The 20259-nt window shown below is 68.9% G+C and carries 20 protein-coding genes and 1 tRNA gene; 9 read left to right on the plus strand and 12 right to left on the minus strand.

Annotated elements, in window-relative coordinates; translation table 11 throughout:
• Window positions 1-5: 5 nt before the first annotated feature.
• Entirely contained in the window at window positions 6-1070 is a 1065-nt protein-coding gene (locus VKQ35_RS10595; protein WP_324361310.1) for a LacI family DNA-binding transcriptional regulator, read from the minus strand.
• Window positions 1071-1220: 150 nt separating this feature from the next.
• Here VKQ35_RS10595 and VKQ35_RS10600 point away from each other — a divergent pair, with 150 nt between their 5' ends.
• Window positions 1221-2678, plus strand: coding sequence for a mannitol dehydrogenase family protein (locus VKQ35_RS10600; RefSeq protein ID WP_324361312.1), 1458 nt, complete (start codon window positions 1221-1223; stop codon window positions 2676-2678).
• Here the strand turns inward: VKQ35_RS10600 and tcuA are convergent.
• Together tcuA and VKQ35_RS10610 are read right to left on the minus strand one after the other, a co-directional pair.
• Window positions 2675-4150 (minus strand): FAD-dependent tricarballylate dehydrogenase TcuA, encoded by a 1476-nt coding sequence (gene tcuA, locus VKQ35_RS10605; RefSeq protein WP_324361314.1) that lies wholly within the window; start codon window positions 4148-4150, stop codon window positions 2675-2677. The two genes, VKQ35_RS10600 and tcuA, sit on opposite strands and share 4 nt — an antisense overlap.
• An 81-nt stretch (window positions 4151-4231) precedes the next feature.
• Complete coding sequence (locus tag VKQ35_RS10610) at window positions 4232-4426, minus strand: hypothetical protein (protein WP_324361316.1); 195 nt, start codon at window positions 4424-4426, stop codon at window positions 4232-4234.
• Window positions 4427-4568: 142 nt separating this feature from the next.
• Here VKQ35_RS10610 and VKQ35_RS10615 point away from each other — a divergent pair, with 142 nt between their 5' ends.
• Window positions 4569-6401 (plus strand): NAD(P)/FAD-dependent oxidoreductase, encoded by a 1833-nt coding sequence (locus VKQ35_RS10615; RefSeq protein WP_324361318.1) that lies wholly within the window; start codon window positions 4569-4571, stop codon window positions 6399-6401.
• 7 nt (window positions 6402-6408) lie between these two features.
• Here VKQ35_RS10615 and VKQ35_RS10620 read toward each other — a convergent pair whose 3' ends face one another.
• Both VKQ35_RS10620 and VKQ35_RS10625 read right to left on the minus strand, forming a co-directional pair.
• Window positions 6409-6573 (minus strand): Flp family type IVb pilin, encoded by a 165-nt coding sequence (locus VKQ35_RS10620; RefSeq protein WP_324361320.1) that lies wholly within the window; start codon window positions 6571-6573, stop codon window positions 6409-6411.
• Between the two features lie 125 nt (window positions 6574-6698).
• Entirely contained in the window at window positions 6699-7313 is a 615-nt protein-coding gene (locus VKQ35_RS10625; RefSeq protein WP_324361322.1) for a hypothetical protein, read from the minus strand.
• A 693-nt stretch (window positions 7314-8006) separates the two neighbouring features.
• Between VKQ35_RS10625 and VKQ35_RS10630 the strand changes: the two genes are divergently transcribed.
• Window positions 8007-8837 carry a hypothetical protein gene (locus tag VKQ35_RS10630; RefSeq protein ID WP_324361324.1) on the plus strand — a complete coding sequence of 277 codons (831 nt, stop codon included), beginning with the start codon at window positions 8007-8009 and terminating at the stop codon, window positions 8835-8837.
• Here VKQ35_RS10630 and VKQ35_RS10635 read toward each other — a convergent pair whose 3' ends face one another.
• From VKQ35_RS10635 to VKQ35_RS10645, 3 genes are all read right to left on the minus strand, one after another.
• Window positions 8838-9518, minus strand: a complete 681-nt coding sequence (locus VKQ35_RS10635) for a hypothetical protein (protein WP_324361326.1) — start codon at window positions 9516-9518, stop codon at window positions 8838-8840.
• A 340-nt stretch (window positions 9519-9858) separates the two neighbouring features.
• A complete protein-coding gene (locus tag VKQ35_RS10640) occupies window positions 9859-10488 on the minus strand; it encodes a response regulator transcription factor (protein WP_324361328.1) in 630 nt (209 codons plus the stop codon).
• Window positions 10481-12853 (minus strand): PAS domain-containing sensor histidine kinase, encoded by a 2373-nt coding sequence (locus VKQ35_RS10645; RefSeq protein ID WP_324361330.1) that lies wholly within the window; start codon window positions 12851-12853, stop codon window positions 10481-10483. Before VKQ35_RS10645 ends, VKQ35_RS10640 begins: the two co-directional genes overlap by 8 nt.
• Window positions 12854-13144: 291 nt before the next feature.
• On the opposite strand from VKQ35_RS10645, the gene VKQ35_RS10650 reads away from it, so the two are divergent.
• Window positions 13145-13534, plus strand: coding sequence for a hypothetical protein (locus VKQ35_RS10650; RefSeq protein ID WP_324361332.1), 390 nt, complete (start codon window positions 13145-13147; stop codon window positions 13532-13534).
• A gap of 40 nt (window positions 13535-13574) precedes the next feature.
• Here VKQ35_RS10650 and VKQ35_RS10655 read toward each other — a convergent pair.
• Together VKQ35_RS10655 and VKQ35_RS10660 are read right to left on the minus strand one after the other, a co-directional pair.
• Window positions 13575-13664 (minus strand) — tRNA-Ser (locus VKQ35_RS10655).
• Between the two features lie 308 nt (window positions 13665-13972).
• Window positions 13973-14392 carry a PaaI family thioesterase gene (locus VKQ35_RS10660; protein WP_324361334.1) on the minus strand — a complete coding sequence of 140 codons (420 nt, stop codon included), beginning with the start codon at window positions 14390-14392 and terminating at the stop codon, window positions 13973-13975.
• A gap of 131 nt (window positions 14393-14523) precedes the next feature.
• Between VKQ35_RS10660 and VKQ35_RS10665 the strand changes: the two genes are divergently transcribed.
• The 3 genes from VKQ35_RS10665 (at window position 14524) to VKQ35_RS10675 (ending at window position 17407) form a co-directional block, all read left to right on the plus strand.
• Entirely contained in the window at window positions 14524-15714 is a 1191-nt protein-coding gene (locus VKQ35_RS10665; RefSeq protein ID WP_324361336.1) for a thiolase domain-containing protein, read from the plus strand.
• A gap of 4 nt (window positions 15715-15718) precedes the next feature.
• Window positions 15719-16105 carry a Zn-ribbon domain-containing OB-fold protein gene (locus VKQ35_RS10670; RefSeq protein WP_324361338.1) on the plus strand — a complete coding sequence of 129 codons (387 nt, stop codon included), beginning with the start codon at window positions 15719-15721 and terminating at the stop codon, window positions 16103-16105.
• 195 nt (window positions 16106-16300) lie between these two features.
• Window positions 16301-17407 carry an amidohydrolase family protein gene (locus VKQ35_RS10675; protein WP_324361340.1) on the plus strand — a complete coding sequence of 369 codons (1107 nt, stop codon included), beginning with the start codon at window positions 16301-16303 and terminating at the stop codon, window positions 17405-17407.
• A 21-nt stretch (window positions 17408-17428) separates the two neighbouring features.
• Here VKQ35_RS10675 and VKQ35_RS10680 read toward each other — a convergent pair whose 3' ends face one another.
• The gene (locus tag VKQ35_RS10680) at window positions 17429-18094 is read right to left on the minus strand and encodes a MarC family protein (protein ID WP_324361341.1); all 666 of its coding nucleotides are present in this window, start codon (window positions 18092-18094) and stop codon (window positions 17429-17431) included.
• Window positions 18095-18096: 2 nt separating this feature from the next.
• Entirely contained in the window at window positions 18097-18936 is an 840-nt protein-coding gene (locus VKQ35_RS10685; protein WP_324361344.1) for an SMP-30/gluconolactonase/LRE family protein, read from the minus strand.
• A gap of 223 nt (window positions 18937-19159) precedes the next feature.
• On the opposite strand from VKQ35_RS10685, the gene VKQ35_RS10690 reads away from it, so the two are divergent.
• Complete coding sequence (locus VKQ35_RS10690; protein WP_324361346.1) at window positions 19160-19915, plus strand: enoyl-CoA hydratase/isomerase family protein; 756 nt, start codon at window positions 19160-19162, stop codon at window positions 19913-19915.
• A gap of 2 nt (window positions 19916-19917) precedes the next feature.
• Complete coding sequence (locus VKQ35_RS10695; RefSeq protein ID WP_324361348.1) at window positions 19918-20253, plus strand: DUF7508 domain-containing protein; 336 nt, start codon at window positions 19918-19920, stop codon at window positions 20251-20253.
• Window positions 20254-20259: the final 6 nt, after the last annotated feature.

Here is a 20259-nt window from a genome sequence, read left to right on the forward strand (position 1 = left end):
CCGGCTCAGCCGGCTTTGAGGGGCCCCGAGGATTCCCGCACCACCAGCACCGGCAGCCGGTCCTTCTCGGCGCGGTTTTCGTCGTCGCGGCCCATCAGCCGCTGCACGGCCAGGCGGCCGATCTCGCGGGTGGGCGTGCGGATCGTCGTCAGGCTCGGCCACAGGCGCCTGGCGATCTCGAAGTCGTCGAAGCCCACCACCGACAGGTCGCCCGGCGCCGCGACGCCCATCTGCCGCGCCGCCTGCAGGACGCCGGCGGCCATCTCGTCATTGCCGGCGAAGATCGCCGTCGGCCGGGGCGACAGCTTCAACAGCTCCGCCGCGCAGGCGATGCCGGATTCGAAGGTGTAGGCGCCTTCGCGGGCGTACTGCGGCTCCAGCTTCAGCCCCCGCGCCGCCAGCCCCGCCTCGAACCCCTCGCGCCGCTCGCGCGACGAGCGGAAGCTGGGCGGACCGGAGATGTGGGCGATGCGCCTGTGCCCGAGATCGGCCAGGTGCCCCGCCGCGGCTTCCCCGCCCAGGCGGTCGCGGGTCTCGATCATGTGCTGCGGCGCATCCACCGAAACCGAGGCCACGCGGACATATTCGCAGCCGATGGCGCCCATCAGGGCGGCCACCCGCTCGTCCTCGGAGACCGAGGGGGTGAGCACCACGCCGAACAGCTTCTGCCGCTCGATGAAGCCCCTGAGGTCCGTCAGGAAGGTGTCGCTCGCCCGGTTGCAGGGGTGCACCACCAGCTCGAAGCCCGAGCCCTTCATGCCGTCCAAGAGGCCCAGCTGCATGTTCACGACGTACTGCGGATTGGGGTTGTCGTAGACCAGCCCGATCAGGAACGAGCGGCGGAACGCCAACCCCCGCGCCTGCGGGTCGGGCGCATAGCCGTGCTCGGCGATCACCGCCTCGATGCGCTCGCGGGTTTCCTTCTGGACGTAGGGGCTGGCGTTGATGACCCGGCTGACGGTCTTCTTGGAGACCCCGGCCAGGCGGGCGATGTCGTTGATCGTGGGCCGGCGGCGCGGGCCGGCGCCCGTTCCCTGGTCCTCGATCTGCGGCGCCTCGCCCTTCGCCATTCCGGTCGCGTTCCCTTTGCCTTACGGCTTCATAGCCGCAGCCACGGCGCAGGGTATAGGCCGAAAGCATGACACCGGTTACCATGGCAAGATGTCTTCGCTCCTGAAGATCGACCCGCGCGATGACAGCGGCGAACGCGAGATCGCCCTTTGAGCCCGCGCCTCAGCGAGACAACCCTGCCGCAGGCCAGGGCCGAGGCGATCCGCCCGGCCTATGACCGCGCCGAGAGCCGGATCGGCGTCGTCCACTTCGGTCCCGGCGCCTTTCACCGGGCGCACCAGGCCTTCTTCTTCGACCGGATGCTGACCCGCGATCCGGGCCTGGCGATCAGCGTGGTGTCGCTGCGCAGCGACGCGGTGCGCGCGGCCCTCGAACCGCAGGACGGGCTCTACAGCCTGCTCGAGCGGGAGGCGGAGCCCAGTCTGCGCGTCATCGGCGCGATCCGGGAGGTCCTGACCGCGCCCGGCGATCCGGAGGCTGTCTTCGCCCGCCTCACCGACCCCATGGTGCGGCTGGTCAGCGCCACGGTGACCGAGAAGGGCTATTGCCTGACACCCGCCGGCGACCTGGACACCAGCCATCCGGACATCCGCCGCGACCTCGCCGATCCCGCCCGGCCGAGCACCCTGGTCGGCTGGCTGGTGGAGGGCCTGCGCCGGCGCCGCACCGCGGGTCTGCCCGGCCTGACCGCGCTCTCCTGCGATAATCTTTCGAGGAACGGTGACGCGTGGCGGCGGACGGCGCTGCAGTTCGCCCGGGCCCGCGGCGAGGCGGACCTGGCGCGCTGGATCGAGGGCGAGGTCGCCTTCCCCGGCAGCATGGTCGATTCCATCACACCCGCCACCGACGAAGCCCTGCGCACGGAGGCGGAGCAGGCGCTGGGCCTGACCGACGCCTGGCCGGTCCAGCGGGAGCGGTTCGCGCAATGGGTGATCGGCGGGGATCTGGGCGCCGACGCCGCCACCTTCGCCGAAGCCGGCGTCATCCTCACCGGCGACGTGGCGGGCTTCGAGCGGGCGAAGCTTCGCCTGCTCAACGGCGCCCATTCCACGCTCGCCTACGTCGGCCTGGCGCTGGGCGTCGCGACCGTCGCGCAGGCCATGGCCGAGCCCAGGCTCGCCGCCTTCGTCGAGGCCCTGATGCGCCGCGAGATCGCGCCCACCGTCGCGGCGCCGGCCGGCCTCGACCTCGACGGCTATATCGGCGAAGTGCTCACCCGCTTCCGCAATCCGGCCATCGTCCACAAGCTGTCGCAGATCGCCTGGGACGGCTCTCAGAAGCTGCCGGTGCGGCTGCTGGCCACCCTCGATGACGCGCTCACCCAGAACCTGCCGATCGACCGTCTGGCGACCGGGGTCGCGGCCTGGATGCTGTTCGTCCGCCGCCAGGCCGGGGCCGGCGAGGCCCTGGTCGACCCGCTGGCGCGGGACCTGGTGGCGGTCGCGCGGACCTGCACGGGCGAGCCCGCCGCCGACGTCGCCCGGTTCCTGGCCTTGGACGCGGTGTTCCCGCGCCGGCTGGCGCAAAGCCCGCGCCTGCGCGCCGCCCTGGAGGCCGGCTACGCCAGCCTCTCCAGCCCCAACGCCCGCGCCGAGTTCGCCGCCTAGCCCCGCGCCGCCACGCCCGCCGACGCGCCTGCGATCCGCCCGAACACCGCGCCCGCCATCAGGCCCGTACCGCCGGGATAGTTCTCGTAGAACAGGCCGCCGACCATCTCGCCGGCCGCATAGAGCCCGGCGATCGGCGCCAGATCGACGTCCAGCACAGCAGCCGACGGATCGATCCTCACCCCGCCGAAGGTGAAGGTGACGCCGCAGGTCACCGCATAGGCTTCATAGGGCGGCGTATCGAGGCGGTTGGCCCAGTTGGACTTGGGGATCGCGAGACCAGTGGTTCCGCGGCCGTCCTTCACGTTCGGATCGAAGGCGATGTCGGTGCGCACCGCGGCGTTGAAGGCGTGGATGGTTTCCAGCGCGCGGGCGGCGTCCACGTCCTCCAGCTTCGCCGTCAGCGCCTCCAGGCTGTCGGCGCTGACCCTGGTCACCTGGCGGATGCGGTACTCGTCGCGCAGCAGGTGGCGGACCTTGGCGTCGAAGACCTGCCAGGCGAACTGGCGCGGCTGTTTCAGCACCTCGCGGCCGTACTTGGCGTAGGTGTAGTTGCGGAAGTCGGCGCCCTCGTCGAGGAACCGCTCGCCTCGGGCGTTGATCAGGATGCCGAACGGATAGCTGTGCTTCTGGAAACCGTCGCCGACCGCCAGGTCGCCGAATTCCGGGGCGTTGCGCTCCCATTGCACCGCGTGGCTGCCCGACCACTGGCCGGTCGGCATGGCGCCGATCTCCAGCGCCATTCTGAGGCCATCGCCGGTGTTGAAGCGGCTGCCGCGCACCTTGGCCAGGTCCCAGCCGGGGCCGAGGTAGCGGGTGCGCCACTCGGTGTTGGCCTGGAAGCCGCCGGCGGCCAGCACCACGGCCTTGGCGGGCAGGTCGTGGGTGACGCCGCCCTGCTTGACGCGGACGCCGCGGACGCCGCCGTCGTCGGCGATCAGCGACACCGCGCGGGCCCCATAGAGCACCTCGATTCCGGCCCGCGCCGCGATCGCCGTCCAGGCCTCCAGCAGCCCCGGCCCGCCGCCGGCCGCCTCGACGGTGAGCCCGCCCCAGAACTTGAACCTGCCGTCGACCTTGAAGGCCTGGCGCCCCCAGATCGGGGCGAAGCGGACGCCCTTGTCGCGCATCCAGAACATGGTCGGGCGGCTCTGGGTCACCAATGCCTCGCAGAGCTCGGGATCGGTGCGGTAGTCGGTGACCCGGCCCATGTCCTCGAAGAACTGCGCCTCCGGGTAGGCGCCGAAGTCGGTGACGGCGGCCTCCGCGTCGGTGAGGTCGGGCATCAGGCGGCGCAGGTCGTCGACGCCGTCGTAGGCGAACCGCATGGCGCCGGCGGTGAAGGCGGTGTTGCCGCCGGCCAGCGCCCGCGGCGCCCGCTCCAGGACGGTGACCGAGGCGCCCTGCTCGGCGGCCGAGACCGCCGCGGCGAACGCCGCATTGCCCGCGCCCACCACGATCACATCGGCCATACGTCTGACGCCCTCGCCCGCGTGGAGGAGAAGCTTAGGGCCTGGCGGCCGGCGATGCGAAGGGTGAAACGGCGGCGGGGCTCAGGACCGGCGATCGAGCGGAACCGGCTCGGCCGACGACGTCCCGGACTCGGGAAACTGCGCAGCGTATTTGGCCAGCCTCAGATAGCCCGCCGCGATGCTCAGGTAGCTCTCGCGCTCCTCGGGGGTGCGCGCGGCGCCGGAGAGCTGCGAGAAGCGGCTGGCCCGCTCGGCATAGGTTCGTGCGTCGAACATGCTCAGAGTCTAGCGAGACCGAGGTTATCGGAGCAGACGCCATCGCGTCGCAGCCGGTGCGGCCTTTTGGCCGCCCGCCGGCGAAAGCCGCCGACCCGCGCCTGTTGACGTGTGGCCCCCTCTTCACCCCAAGATGGCGGCCATGAGCATCCCAGCGGAACTGGCCGACGTGGTCGGCGAGATCGATTTCGATCCCGACGCCCTGCACGCGAAGTATCTGGCGGAACGCGACAAGCGTCTGCGCGAGGACGGGGCGGCGCAGTACGTCGAGGTGAAGGCCGAGTTCTCCCACTACGTCGACGACCCCTACGTCGACCCGGGCTTCACCCGCGCGCCGGTGACCGATGAGGTGGAGTTCGCGATCATCGGCGGCGGCTTCGGCGGCCTCCTGATGGGCGCCCGCCTGCGCGAGGCCGGTTTCGACAGCATCCGCATGGTGGAGAACGCCGGCGACTTCGGCGGCACCTGGTACTGGAACCGCTATCCCGGCGCCATGTGCGACGTGGAGAGCTACGTCTACCTGCCGCTGCTGGAAGAGCTTGGGTACATGCCCAAGCACAAATATTCCTTCGCGCCCGAGATCCTCGAGCACAGCCGCAACATCGCCCGCCACTACCGGCTCTACGACGACGCCCTCTTGCAGACCTCGATCACCGGGATGGCGTGGGACGAGGCGGCCGCGCGCTGGATCGTCTCGACCAACCGCGGCGACCGCTTCAAGGCGCGCTATGTGGCCATGGCCAACGGCCCGCTCAGCCGCCCGAAACTGCCCGGCATTCCCGGCATCAACGACTTCAAGGGCCACACCTTCCACACCAGCCGCTGGGACTACCGCTACACCGGCGGCGACTCGTCGGGCGGCCTCACCGGCCTGGCGGACAAGCGGGTCGGCATCATCGGCACCGGCGCCACGGCGATCCAGTGCGTCCCGCACCTGGGCGAAAGCGCCAAGGAGCTCTACGTCTTCCAGCGCACGCCGTCGTCGGTCGACGTCCGCAACAATGCGCCCACCGACCCGGCCTGGGCCGCCTCGCTGACGCCGGGCTGGCAGACCCGCCGGCGCGAGAACTTCAACATCCTGGTCAGCGGCGGCGACGCGGACGAGGACCTGGTCCACGACGGCTGGACCGACATCTTCCGCAACCTCACCGGCGCCGCCGCCAAGCAGGCCTCGCAGAAGCTGGGCCGGCGGCTGACCAGCCAGGAGCGCGGCGAGCTGATGGCGCTCGCCGACTATCGCAAGATGAACCAGGTCCGCGCCCGGGTGGACGCCATCGTCAAGGATCCGGTCACCGCCGCGGCGCTGAAGCCCTGGTACCGCCAGTTCTGCAAGCGCCCGTGCTTCCACGACGAATATCTGCAGACCTACAACCGCGAAAACGTCCATCTGGTGGACACCCACGGCAAGGGCGTCGAGCGGCTGACCGAAACGGGCGTCGTCGCCAATGGGGTCGAATACCCGCTCGACTGCCTGATCTTCGCCACCGGCTTCGAGGTCGGCACCGCCTACACGCGCCGCGCCGGCTACGACATCACCGGCCGCGGCGGCGTGACGCTCTCGGAGCACTGGGCCGATGGCCTGCGCACCCTGCATGGGCTGACCGCGCATGGCTTTCCCAACTGCTTCTTCCTGGGCTTCACCCAGACGGCGATCACCATCAGCGTGCCCCAGGCGCTGAACGAACAGGCCAACCACGTGGCCCATGTGGTGAGCGAAGCGAAGGCGCGCGGCCGCCAGGTGCTGGAACCGACCGCGGAAGCGGAGGCCGCCTATGTGGAGGAGATCCGCAGCCTGATGCGGGTGGGCCAGCGGTTCTACATGGAATGCACGCCGGGCTACTACAACTCGGAAGGCCAGGCCGGGAACCGTAACGGCTTCTTCTCCGAGATGTATGGCGCGGGCCCGCTGAAGTTCTTCGACAAGCTCAAGGCCTGGCGCGCCGACGGGCGGCTGGAGGGGCTTTCGCTTCGGTAGCGACGCCCTAGTTGAAGGCGGCCGCCACGCTGTTGAACAGCGCGCCGATCTGGGTGGCCATCGCCCCGACCGCGGTGACGATGACGACGGCGATGAGGCTGGCGATCAGGGCGTATTCGATCGCCGTGGCGCCCGCGCGGTCCTTGCCGAACCGCCGCACAAAGCCGGACATCAACGCCTCCCGCGCCGAGGGCCCTGCAACTGAGCCCACGGGGACTATGCGCGATCGCGGTGAATCCACCGTGTACCGGCGGAATTTTTGTGGGTCTGGGGTCGGCCGCGGGCGGGGCCTCTGGATCAGGACGTGTTGGGCGCGTGGACGGCGGGGCCGTTGCGGGTGCGGCTCGCCCCCTCCACCAGCCGCTCTTCGGCGGCCGGTCCCCCTCCCGCCGTCGCTGCCGCGACGGGGGAGGTGAGCGGCGGCGCGAAGCCGAGGTCGCGGCAGAGGCGCGCGATCAGGTCGTCGACGGGGACGTCGAGGAAGTCGTCCTCGCCCTCCAGCTCGTCCAGCCGGGCGTTGAGGTCGTCGCGGAACAGCTCCGCCTCCTCGTCGTCCTCCAGCTCGTTCCAGACATGGCGGGTGATCGCGGTGCGCAGGCGCACGCGCTTGATATGGCGGGGGACGAGTTCGGGATGCAGCTCAGGCCCGCGCGCGGCCGCCTCGCCCGCCAGACGCTCAGCCTCGAGCCGCTCGGCCTCGAGCCGCTCGGCCTCCAGCTTGCGGTGGATCAGGATCGACTGGCGCACGCCCCGCGCCAGCTTGGCCATCGAGCCGGTCAGCTTGACGAAGTCGTCCGTGGTCTCCGCCGCCAGCAACCGCCGCTGCGCCTCGCGCGCCGCGGCATGCATCCACTCGGCCAGCTCGCCCAGGATTTCTTCCCTGCGTTCAGCGGTGGCGGTGGGGTCGGACATGAACAAAACGAGAACATGAGAGTGGGGGGAAGTCAAGAAAAATGAGAGGGGGCGCTGTGCGACCGCAGCGCCCCCTCCACCACTTCGTGGTCCCCCTCCCCCGCGTTGCGGGTGAGGTATTTTGGCTAGCCGGCAGGTGGTGGCTTAAATCTCATGACGGCCAGTTTGCCGTCGGGCCTGGGCAACTCAAGGACGCGCCAAAGGCGCGCCGCCGTGCGGCCGGCCAGGGGCCGGTCCTTGACTTGCCCTGGCCCGAAGGCTCGCATCATCCATGAGGTTTAAGGCCGGGTGGCATCTCTGGGAGATGCGCGACAACCTGATTCCTATTGGAACTTGCGCCGCTCGAACGCCGGGACATCAGAAGGGCTTGGCAGGAATGGGAGGCAAGGCCTTGAACACCGGCCAACAGCTTCTCGAACACGGCCAGGACGGCATGTCCGTCCTTGCAGACATAGCTGACGTTTGAAGTGACGCTCCGCCTCGTGAGGCCTGAGCAGGCTCATTGCCCCTGACCTTGATCGCAACAACGGCCAAAGCGAAAAATCGACCGGCAACACGACGCGTCGAAACCGCAAGAAGCGGATTGGCTAGATCAGCTACCGATGACGAGTCCGCTCCGGTCAGCTCGATTGCCGGTCTGCGGAGGAAATGGCGACTCGGGCTACAAGGTGGCGCTCGATCCGAGAGTACGCCATGGCCAAAGCGTTGCCGGAACCACCGATCCGCCGCTATCGGGGCCTGACTGTCGCCGAATGGCTGACTGCGGGGGTTGGGCTGGGGTCGGTGGTGATCGGCATCGGCTCGCTGGCCGTCGCCTGGCTCACTTACGAGAACGGCAAGGACACGCGGGACATTAAGCGCGCCATTGCCAGCCTGACGACGCTGGCAGAGCAAACCAAACGCCAGGCCGATAACAGCGCTGGCCAGCTGGCTGTCCTTCGAGATCAGGTCGGAGAAACCAGAAGGCAGACTACAGCTATCGAGGCCAGTGCGACTGCGAATGCGAAGTCTGCGGAAGCTCAGAGAAAGGCGGCTGACATTGACGTGAGCACGACCAGGGCGGCGCTTACGCTGAGTGATCCGAATATCTTTCTATACTCGGGGGAAATAGATGAGAATGCAACGATTCTCGTAAAAATAAGACCAGAGTTTTCAAATATAGGTTCGACGTCAATATATCTCGGAGCTGGAGAATATCATATATTTATTGGGGGAGGACTTCCGGCGGTGCCGCCCAATACCCCGACAAATAGATTCGGTGGCGCAAACGATCTAGTTTCTCAGCCCCACTCGACCTTTGGGCCGACAGATCCAATTGAATTCAGGATAACCAAAGCGGAGTCTAACGAAATAGAGGCGGGACGGGATAACGTCTATATATATGGATTCATCAATTTTACGGATTTTCTTCAGAAGCGTGGAAAGTATTGCTTTGCCTATAGGGTGAGCTTTCAAAAACAGCATATCCTGACGCAATCAACGGGTGGGCCGGCCTACCACTGCGCCGGGTATGCGGTTCACTAGTCAGCAGACAAACACCCAACCGCTCCGAAACTCGTTATCTAGCGCTTCAAGGCGAGACCACCACGTCTTGAGGGTTGGCCACACTCCACGCATTTTCTTCTCGGTGTCAGGGCCTGACGCGTGAACGGCGCGGCGAAGGCGGACAATGAGTTCCGAATAGGCGACCGTCGCTGAATCGACGCCGAACGCCTGAACATTCTTGAGAAGGATTACGAGCACTCTGAGGTGACGTATCGCAATTTCATGGACTAGTGGATCTAGCCTTGCCGCCCCCAGCTTGGCGATCATGGCCTCAACTTCAACGACCAAATCTAACGCTTCTTTAGGAGGGTCACTTGGGCGCGCTTGGCTACCGGCGAACGTCGCAAACAGAGCAATAGAACTGACCAGCGTTGGCAGTGGACCGCCAATAGACCCGTTGATCCCAGCAGGTGAAAATGCCGTCCTCAATCCGCCTGTTGTCTGACAAAGACCTTCTGCCGATTCGGCCGGCACACCTGATCCTCGAATGACTGCCTCGGCACCTTCTGCATTCTCTAGGACATAGGCGCACATCCTAGCCGCTAGCGCCTCGCTGAATGGCTCTCCAACCCAACGGTGCAAGTGCTGGAAACCCGTGTGATTGGGCTCGGGCTTGAGAAGCCTCAGGATGTTCAGGACGTTGGTGATGTAGTCGGCCATCTTCCAAAGCTACGCCATGGAAGGGTCATCCAGCCATACATACATGCAGGCGCGAGGTCAGTGCAGAGGACTCCAAGCCCAGCACCCCCCAATCACTAAATTCAACCGGATCACCCTTCACGCCGTTCCCCATTTCATCGCCATCACAATTGCGGTGTCGATTGAGGACTCACTCTAGGATCAAGCACCATAATTTCCTCAAAATATTGAAATTGTGAGGATTATCCTCAAGGCTCTGCCGGAGAGGGTGGGATTCGAACCCCGGCGCCCTTCAAGGTACGCCGCATTTCAAGTGCGGGGCTTTCGACCCCTCAGCCATCCGCCGCTCGCCCAGCCCCGCCTACCGGCTGGGCGCCAGCGGTTCCACCCCCGCCGTTAGCGCGATCCGCACGGCGGCGGAGAGGCTTCGGGCGTCGAGCTTGTCCATCACATTGGCGCGGTAGATCTCGACCGTCCGCACGCTGATATCGAGCTCATAGGCGATCAGCTTGTTGGGCAGGCCCGCCAGCAGGCCGCGCAGGACCTCGCTCTCGCGGCCGGTCAGCTTGGCGACCAGGGCCTTGGATTGGGCGGTCACCGCGCGGTCTTCGGTGGTGGCCTCCAGCTTGACGAAGGCCTCGCGGACCGCCTCCAGCAACTGCTCGTTCAGATAGGGCTTTTCGAGGAATTCGAAGGCGCCGTGCTTCATGGCCTGGACGGCGATGGAGATGTCGCCCTGGCCGGTGAACACGATGACCGGAAAGGCGATCTGACGCTCGGCCATGTGGCGCTGGACCTCCAGGCCGTCCATCTGCGGCATGTGGATGTCGAGCAGGACGCAGGCGGGGACCGAGGCGTCCGCCTTCGCCAGGAACTCGACGCCGGAGGCGAAGGTGGTGACCCGATAGCCGGCGCTTTCCAGCAGCAGGGCGGCCGATTCCCGGACGTCTTCGTCATCGTCCACGATGTGCAGGGTCCTTCGGCTAGGCATGCTGCAGGTCCTTCGTGGCGAGCGGGATCGTGAAGCGGAAATCGGCGCCGGCGCGCTTCGGGTCCGACGGCTCCAGCCACATCCGGCCGCCGTGCGCCTCGACGATGCGGCGGCAGATCGACAGGCCGACGCCCATGCCGTCGTTCTTGGTCGAGACGAACGGCGAAAAGAGCCGGGCGGCGAGGTCCGGCGCCACGCCCGGCCCGCTGTCGCGGACCGACACCTCCACCATGCCGCGCCGGGCCATCGTGCCGATGGTCAGGATGCGAGGCGCCGGCAGGTCGCGCATGGCCTCGCCCGCGTTGCGCACCAGATTGACCAGGATCTGCTGGATCTGGATGCCGTCGGCCAGCACGCGGCCGGCCTTGGGCGAAAACTCCAGGCGCACCTCGGTGCCGTCGGACTTGGCGTTCGGCGCGGCCAGGGCCACGGCGTCGACGATCAGCTGGTCGAGCCGCTCGATGCGCGCGTCGGCCTCGCCGCGGGCGATGAAGTCGCGCAGGCGGCGCACGATCTCGCCGGCACGCACGGCCTGGCCCTCGGCGTGGTTGGCGGCGCGCACGATGCGGGCGCGGGCGGTGTCGTCGAGCGTGCGGCCGCCGTCGCTCAGCATCATCTTCAAGGCGCCCACGGAGTTGCCGATGGCGGTCAGCGGCTGGTTGAGCTCGTGCGCCAGGGCCGCGGCCATCTCGCCCATGGCGCTGAGCCGCGAGACGTGGGCGAGTTCGGCGCGCAGCTGTGACAGGTGATCGCCGCGGACCGCCAGTTCGGCCTGGGCGCGGCGCTCTTCGGTGACATCGCGGTAGATGCCGATGGTGCGGATGTGGGCGCCCTGCGGCGAATAGAAGAACCGCCGCACGCCGTGGAAGTCGCGGATTTCGCCGTCGGCGCGGCGCATCCGAAGGTCGTCGATCTGCTGGGACTTGCCCGCGGCGATGTCATCGTCGCGGTGCGGGTCCCGGGCCACGATCATGCCGTTCAGGAGGTTCAGGGCGTCGGGGTCATCCTGCAGCCTGCCAGGCTCCAGCCCCAGCAGGCGCTCGAACCCGTCGTCGCAGACCACGGTGCGGGAGGGCACGTCGAGGTCGGCGATGCCGAGGTCATAGGCGTCCACCGCCAGCCGCACGCGCTCCTGGCTCTCCCGCAGGGAAGCCTCGGCGGCCTTCAGATCGGTGATGTCGGCGATGGTGCCGACGACGCGATCCTCGCCGTCCTCCGCGCCTTTCTGGAGCACCCACTGCAGCGCGACCCAACGGATCTCGCCGCTCTTGGTCCAATGCTGGATCTCCCCGCGCCATTCCCCGTGCTCGCGGATGGCGGCTCGGGTCGCCTGGCGGACCGACGCGCCCTCGACGTTGAGGAACTCGCCCGGCCGGCGGCCCAGCACTTCCGCCGCCGTCCAGCCGTAGAGCGCCTCGCAGGCCGGCGGCCAATGCTGCAGCCGGCCATGGCCGTCGACGATCATCACCGTCGAGCGCGCAAGGGCGGTGGCCAGGCTGTCGCGCCGGCCGCGCTCGCGGCCCAGGGTCTGGGCGGCCCAGAAGGCCAGGACCAGCAGGGTCACCGCGCTCAAGACGATGATCAGCAGCATCCGCACGTCGGGCCCGTAGAAGCCGGCGCGCACGCCGGCGTTGGCGAGCATCCCGAAGGCGACCGGGATCAGCGCCACCGGCGCCAGGAGCCGCGCGATGCGTCCCGGCTCGCCGCCGCCGGCCACCAGCCGCACCCAGCCGGCGTCGCGCTTGAGGATCAGCACGCCGGCGCAGAGCGCGCCCACCGCCACCGAGGTGTTGAGCGCGATCCGCAGGCTCTGGTTCAGGATCGAGAGCTGCGAGGGGTCCTGCAGCAGGAAGGGCAGGATCGACAGGCTGGCGATCAGGGCGCCCAGGCTGGCGGCGCTCAAGGCCAGGAGCTTCAGCCGGGGCTGACGCACGCCCACGCCCAGCAGCGAGGCGGCATAGAGCGCGATCACCACGCAGGTGATGATGCTGGGCCGTCCGGGCCACAGCGGCAGCGGCCGCTGGGCGAGCACCTCGCGGCGGTAGAGCATCAGGTCGGTCGGGACGGCGTGGGGCGAGGCGTAGGCAGAGAGCCAGACCGCGCAGGCCGCCAGCAGCCCCAGGCCCACGAGGCGGGAGATCCAGCGGTGGCCGGCCGCCCCGGCCGAGAGGCCGGCCGCGCCGACGATGAGCGCAACGGCGGTGGCCGGCTGCAGGGCGACGGCGCCGGGGATCACCGAGGTCAGTGGGACGCTGCCGGTCCGCCAGCCGATCAGGGCGGCGAGCGCGATGGCCACGACGGCGAGCGCGATGGCGACCGCGCCCCGTTCCGGCCGCCGCAACCGTTCCGCGAACCTCAAGTTCATGCCTGCCCCGAACACCGTTCGCGAAGAGCAAGCTGGCCACATCGCAGCGGCCTATGCCAGGGGCATTCTTGTCGCACCGGTTGTATCGGAAGGCATGCAGCCCATGAATGCTCCCGGCCATTTCGATATCCGCGTCGTTTCGGACTGAAGTCTTGCCGATCACTGATCGAGTTCAGCCAAATCCGTCCTTCGCACATACCCCTGTAATTTCCCTAGGTTGGGGCCGCCCGGCGCGATCCCTAGGCTCTGCGCGTCGCCGCGCTCCGCATCCCGCGGGCGGGCGAGAGGGCTTTGGTTCGCGTGCCGGCGGCGTCGACTCATCAGGCCAGCGCCATCGTCGTCGTGCGGGACCCGGTCCTGGCGTCGTCGCTGGAACTCGCCCTGCTGGCGGGCGGGATGAACGCCCTCCTCTATGACCCGGCGCAGGGCCTGGACGGCCTGCCGCTCGAAATCGCCATGACCCTGATCGTCGACGGGCAGGTCCTGAAGCCGGACCCCGCGGCCTTCGTCGCCGGCCTGCGGGCGCGGCCGTGGGACGGGCTGGTCATCCTGGTGACCGGCGATGGCGAGGCGCTGCAGACGATCTTTTCGCGGTCGCATCGGATCGCGGTCCTGGAGATGCCGTTCGGCGGCGCCGACCTGATCGCCGCCATCCGCGCCGTCTGGCCTGACGAGGCCTAGGTCATTTGGCCTGCCACCCGAAGCCCGTCAGGGCGAAGGGTGGCGGAGAGGGTGGGATTCGAACCCACGGTACCCTTCCAGGTACGCCGCATTTCGAGTGCGGTGCTTTCGACCACTCAGCCACCTCTCCAGAGCCGGCGATCGGACCCAAGGAAAGGGGTCCGCTGAGCGAGGCGCGGAACCTACTCATCCGACCCTGGCTGTGCAAGTGCGGGAATCCCTCAGATCCTCCCCCAGCGCGGAGCGCGATTGAGGGGGAGGTGGATCGCGGCGCAGCCGCGAGACGGAGGGGGTTGCAGCCCACTCCGGCGCGACGTTGGGAAAGACTGCGGAACATGGCGGCGGCCCTCGGAGTGGGCTCGAACCCCCTCCGTCCTGTCGCTGCGCGCAGGACACCTCCCCCTCAATCGGGCTGCGCCCTGGGGGAGGATCTAGAGGTCATTTCGGCCAGAGCACCATCTGGGTGCAGCGGAACAGCGCCATGGTCTTGCCGGTGGTCCGGTTGACCGCCTCGGCGTCCCAGACCTGGGTCATGCGGCCGCCGTGGACCAGGCGGGCCGTGCAGGCGACGGTCTCGCCTTCCTTGGCGGTGCCCAGGTAGTTGGCCTTGAGCTCGATGGTGGTGAAGCCGGTGGCGCCGTCGGGCAGGCTGGCCACGCAGGCGTAGCCGCAGGCGCTGTCGACCAGCGCGATCACCGAGGCCGCATGCAGGAAGCCGTTGGGCGCCATGTGACCCCTCGTGGTCGTGAACCAGCCCGAGGCGCGACCCTGGGCCACCTCGTCCCACTGGATGCCGAGCTCGCCGGGCAGATGGCCCTTCTGGCGTTCCTGAAAGCTCGCCGCCTGATTGCCGTCCATCTTCGACCCCGTCGCCTGTGGAAGACTGAGCTAGGGACTGGGCGGCCTGAAACCAAGCCCTGCCGATTGTCGCCGCACCGGCGGCGCGCTAACCCAGAGCCATATTCGCGGGCGATATTTCGAGGAGGATCATGAGTATCAAGGGCAAGGCCTATCTCATGGGCGCGTTCGAGCATCCGCTGCGCGACGCGCCGGACACCTCGACCCCGCAGCTCCACGCCGAGTGCGCCAGGGGCGCCCTGATCGACGCGGGCCTGACCAAGGACGACGTGGACGGCTACTTCTGCGCCGGCGATGCGCCAGGCTTCGGCGGGCTTTCCATGGTCGACTACATGGGGCTGAAGAACGTCCGCCACCTGGACAGCACCGAGACCGGCGGCTCGTCCTACATCGTCCATGTGGGCCACGCGGCGCAGGCGATCGCGGCGGGGAAGTGCTCGGTGGCCCTGATCACGCTCGCCGGCCGGCCTCGGCATGGCGGACGGCGGCCGGGCGCCGGGATGGCGCCGGGCGGCGGCGGCGGCCTCACCGACGGGCCGCCGGAGGCCGGGTTCGAGAACATCTACGGCGGCTCGACCCACAACACCTACGGCATGTGCGCCATGCGCCACATGCACCAGTACGGCACCACCTCCGAGCAGCTGGCCTGGATCAAGGTCGCCGCCTCGCACCACGCGCAGTGGAACGCGCACGCCATGCTGCGCGAGGTGGTGACGGTGGAGGAGGTGCTGGCCTCGCCGATCATCGCCAGCCCGCTGCACCGGCTGGACTGCTGCGTGATCTCCGACGGCGGCGGGGCGGTGATCGTGGTCTCGCCCGAAGTGGCCAGGAGCCTCAAGCGGCCCCTGGTGAAGATCATCGGCTCGGCCGAGGCCCCCAAGGGACCGCGCGGCGGCGGCGGCCTCGACCTCACCTTCTCGGCCGGGGCGTGGTCGGGGCCGGCGGCGTTCGCCGAGGCCGGGGTGACGCCGGCCGACATCAAGTACGCCTCGATCTACGACAGCTTCACCATCACCGTCCTGATGCAGCTGGAGGACCTGGGGTTCTGCGCCAAAGGCGAGGGCGGGAAGTTCGTCGCCGATGGCGCCCTGATCTCGGGGGTGGGGAAGCTGCCGTTCAACACCGACGGCGGCGGCCTCTGCAACAACCACCCGACCAACCGCGGCGGCATCACCAAGGTGATCGAGGCGGTGCGGCAGCTGCGCGGCGAGGCGCACCCCAAGGTGCAGGTCCCCTCCTGCGACCTCGCCATCGCCCACGGCACCGGCGGATCGCTGGGCGCGCGGCACGGGGCGGCGACCCTGATCATGGAACGGGAGTAGGCGCATGAACCGGAAGATCCACGCGCCGGCGATCAACAACGAGACCAAGCCGTTCTGGGACGCCGCCCGGGAGGGCCGCTTCCTGATCAAGCGCTGCCGGGCCTGTGGCAAGGCCCACTGGTATCCGCGCCTTGCCTGCCCGTTCTGCTTCAGCGACGAGACGGTGTGGGAGGCATCGCCCGGCGAGGGGGCGATCTACACCTTCAGCGTCATGCGCCGCACGGACGGGCCGGCCTACGCCGTCGGCTATGTGACGCTGGACGAGGGGCCGGCGATGCTGACCAACTTCGTCGACTGCGACCTTACGGCCCTGAAGATCGGCCAGCGGGTGAAGCTCAAGTTCCAGGAGACCGAGGGCGGCCCGCCCGTCCCGGTGTTCGCGCCGGTGTGACGGAGCGAGGGCTTCCTCCCTCCCCTTCATGGGGAGGGACAGACGAAGCGAAGCGAAGTCAGGGTGGGGAACCGCGGCGCCGTACCCCACCCTGACGGCTGCGCCGTCGGTCCCTCCCCATGAAGGGGAGGGAGGTTGACGCCGGACGGTCGGGGGCGCCACGCTGACCGCGACCATCAGGGAAGGACGCCGGGGATGATCCGCAAGCCCATTTCGGCCGACTCGCACATCACCGAGCCGCCCAACTGCTACGTCGACTACATCGACCCCGCCTTCCGCGACCGGGCGCCGGTGATCAAGGAATTGCCCAAGGTCGGCGACGCCTTCGTGATCGAGGGCATGGCGACGCCGGTGCCGCTGGGCCTGTTGGCCGCCGCCGGCAAGGAGCCTTCGAAGATCACCACCGACGGCGTCGCCTTCAAGGACCTGTGGCGCAGCGGTTGGGACCCCAAGTACCGCCTCGCCGACCAGGACCGCGACGGGGTGGCGGCGGAATTCATCTATCCCACCGTCGGCATGCTGCTGTGCAACCACGCCGACTTCGACTTCAAGAAGGCCTGCTTCGAGGCCTACAACCGCTGGCTGGCGGAGTATTGCAGCGAGGCGCCTGACCGCCTGCACGGCCTGGCCCAAGTCTCGATGCGCTCGGTCGAGGACGGGGTCGCCGAGCTGAAGGCGGTCAAGGCCATGGGCTTCAAGGGCGTGATGATGCCCGGCGACCCGGCGGTGGAGGACTACGACAGCAAGATCTACGATCCGGTGTGGGCGACGGCGGTGGAGCTGGGCCTGCCGCTCAGCTTCCACATCCTGACCACCAAGGCCGGGGCGATGGCGCAGAACCCGCGGGGGCCGCGGATCAACAGCTTCCTCTCGATCATCCGCGGCTGCCAGGACATCATGGGGACGCTGATCTTCAGCGGCGTGTTCGACCGCCATCCGGGGCTGAAGGTGGTGTGCGTGGAGGCCGACGCCGGCTGGGTTCCCCACTACATGTACCGCATGGACCACGCCTATAAGCGCCACCGCTACTGGATGAAGGCGCCGCCCCTGGAGCGCCTGCCGAGCGAGTACTTCGCCGAGCACATCTATGTGACGTTCCAGGACGACTGGGTGGCGTTCCGCACCACGCACCTGTGCAACGTGCGCCGGCTGATGTGGGCGAGCGACTTCCCCCACTCCGACTCCACCTGGCCGCACTCGCAGGCGGTGCTGGCTGAGCAGACGCAGGGGCTCAGCGACGAGGAGCGCAACTGGATCTGCCACGACAACGTGGCCGAGCTCTACGGGCTGAGCGTCAACTGAACTCCGCGGAGGTGCGGGAACTCAGCGGCCGAGGGCGGTGAGTTGGCGCCAGCCGTCCCAGATGACCTGGATGCCGATGCAGAGCAGGATGAAGGCCGATAGCCGGAGCAGGACGTTCGCGCCTGTTCGACCCAATACGGATGTGAGGTTCTGCGCGAAGCGGTAGGCCAGGTAGATCGTCGCCGCGAGCGCCAGCAGGCCGGCGATCGCGCCTCCCAGAACGGGGAGGGCCTCGAGCCCGGCCACCCTCGGCCGCTGGACGCCCAGCGTTATGGCGACCGACATCGACCCGGGACCGACCGTCAGCGGCATGGTGAGGGGATAGAAGGCGTCCGGTATGGTCGCGCCCGGCCCCTTCGCGGCCTCGTCGCGGTCGGGCGAGGGCTCGGAATTGAGAAGCCGCCAGCCGAGCGCCGTGACCACCACGCCGCCGCCGATCCGCACCACCGGCAGACTGATGCCGAAGACCCCGAGCACGTGAGAGCCGATGAACAGCGACCCCAACAGGAGCAGGAAGCTGTTGACCGCCACGCGGCGGGACTGGTCGTTGCGCTGCTCGCGGGTGCAGAACTGCGTCAGTTCAAGGAAGATCGGCGCGTTGCCCACGGGGTTGATGATCGGAAACAACCCCGCGTAGATCAGCAGAAAGCTGTTCGTCAGAGCCTGTATCTCCGCGGACGGCCGCAACGTCAGATCGCCACCCGGCAGAGCGGGAGCGGCTGGCCGGGGACGTCGACGCGGGTGCGGAAGATCGTGCCGCCGTTCTCGCTGGGGGCGCCCTCAGAGCCGGTGACCACATAGAGGTCGCACAGGTCCTCGCCGCCGAAGCAGAGGCTGGTGACCATCGGCAGAGGGACCGCGACGTCCTGCCGGTGACTCCCGTCGGGATTGAAGACGGCGACCCGGCCTCCTCGCGCGTCGGCGACCCACACCGAGCCGTCGGCCGCCACCTTCAGGCCGTCGGCGCCGCCGTCGAAGGCGACGAAGGGGCCCCATCGCTCCACCGTCCCGTCCGGGCCGATATCGTAGACGCGCACCACGTTGCTGCGGGTGTCGGAGTGGTAGAGGCGCCGGCCGTCGGGGGAGAAGCCGAGCCCGTTGGTCAGCATCACCCCGCCCGCCGCCGTGCGCATCGACCCGTCGAGGTCGATGACGTGGAGGCTGCCGGGCTTCGGCTCATCGCCGCTGAAGACGCGGAAGGCCAGGGAGCCGACCCAGATCCGGCCAGCCCTGTCGGTGGTCAGGTCGTTGAAGCCGATGCCGCCGGCGGCCGCGGAGGCCAGCAGAACCTTGCCCTCGCTCCCGTCCAGGGGCGACCAGGAGATGTCCCGGCCGCCGAACACCAGCCCGCCCTTCTCGTGCAGGGCGACGCCGCCGACGCCGCGGCGGCGGGGGAGGACGATGGAGACCTCGCCGGCGTGGTCCAGCAGGTGGATGCCCCCGTCGCGGACGTCGCTGAAGTAGAGCCCCTTGGCCGGATCCCAGACCGGCCCTTCGATCAGGCCATAGCCGGTGACGACTTCCTGCATGGCGCGCACTCCCTGGTTTTCCGGACTTGATCGCGGTTCGGACGCCCGTTGGCAAGCCAACCCCGGAGCGCCGGCGTCTCGCCGGCTCTCTTCGTGCGCCGCGGCTCGCAAAAACAAGCAAGGGCCGGCGGGACGCCGGCGCTCCGATTGCGGCGCGGGCGATCTCGGGGTCTAGTGGCCGGGAGGCGGCCGGCGAGCGCGCCGGGCAGGACGCGGATCAGGGATGGACAAGATCAGGGTGTCGGCCGCGGGGGCCGTGCGGGAGGTGGTGCTGGCGCGGGGCGAGAAGCGCAATGCGCTGGACGCCGAGATGCTGGGCGCCCTGACGCAGGCCTTCGCCGTCGCGCCGCCCGGTGACGAGCGGGTGACGGTGATCCGCGCCGAAGGGTCGGTGTTCTGCGCCGGGCTGGACCTGCGCGAGCGGGGCGGCGGGACGGTCGGATCATCGGCGATCGAGACCATGCTCCACGCCATCGAGCTCTATCCCCTCCCCGTGGTCGCCGTGGTGCAGGGCGACGCCATCGCCGGGGGCAACGAGCTGGCCCTGCACTGCGACTTCGTGGTGGCCAGCGAGACGGCGCGGTTCGGCATGTCGCTGGCCAAGATCGGCCTCGCGCCGACCTGGTTCCTGGCCAAGAAGCTGCTGGAGGTGGCCGGGCCGGTGGGCGCGCGCGAGATGCTGTTGCTGGGCGACCTGCTGCCGGCGCGGCGGATGGCCGAGCTGGGACTGATCCACCGGGCCGTACCTGCCCAGGACCTGGAGACCGCGGCCCGGACGGTGATCAACCGGCTGGCCGGCAACGCGCCGCTGTCTCTGAAGGCGATGAAGGCGCTGCTGGTGCGGGCGATGGCGTTCCGCGACGGCATCCCGCATGACGACATCGACGCCCTGGTCGCCGCCGCCGGCCGCAGCGCCGACGCCCGCGAGGGGATCGCCGCCATGCTGGAGCGCCGGACGCCCCGGTTCGGAGGCCGCTGAGCGTGACCGGCGTGCGCCTCGACAAGCCCTGGCGGCCGCTCACCGCCGAGACCGTGGCCGACCTGCGCGGAGAGCTGGGGGTCTACCAGCTGGCCGACGGCGAGGGGCGGGTGCTGCGCATCGGCTACGCCGGCGGCCGCTCGCTGTTCGGCCTCAAGGGGGAGCTCGGCGCCGCCCTGGCGGCCGGCGAGGCCGCGCGGTTCCGCGTCGAGGTCACCGCCCAATACCTGAGCCGCTACGAGGAGCTGCTGATGGTCCACAAGGCCGACTTCGGGGACCTGCCCCCCGGCAACGCCGCCGACGCCCGCCGGCGGCTCGGCCGGCTGAGCCCTGGCTGAGAGGAG

Origin of the sequence: Phenylobacterium sp. (genome assembly GCF_035309685.1) — a bacterium.
Lineage (GTDB): Bacteria > Pseudomonadota > Alphaproteobacteria > Caulobacterales > Caulobacteraceae > Phenylobacterium.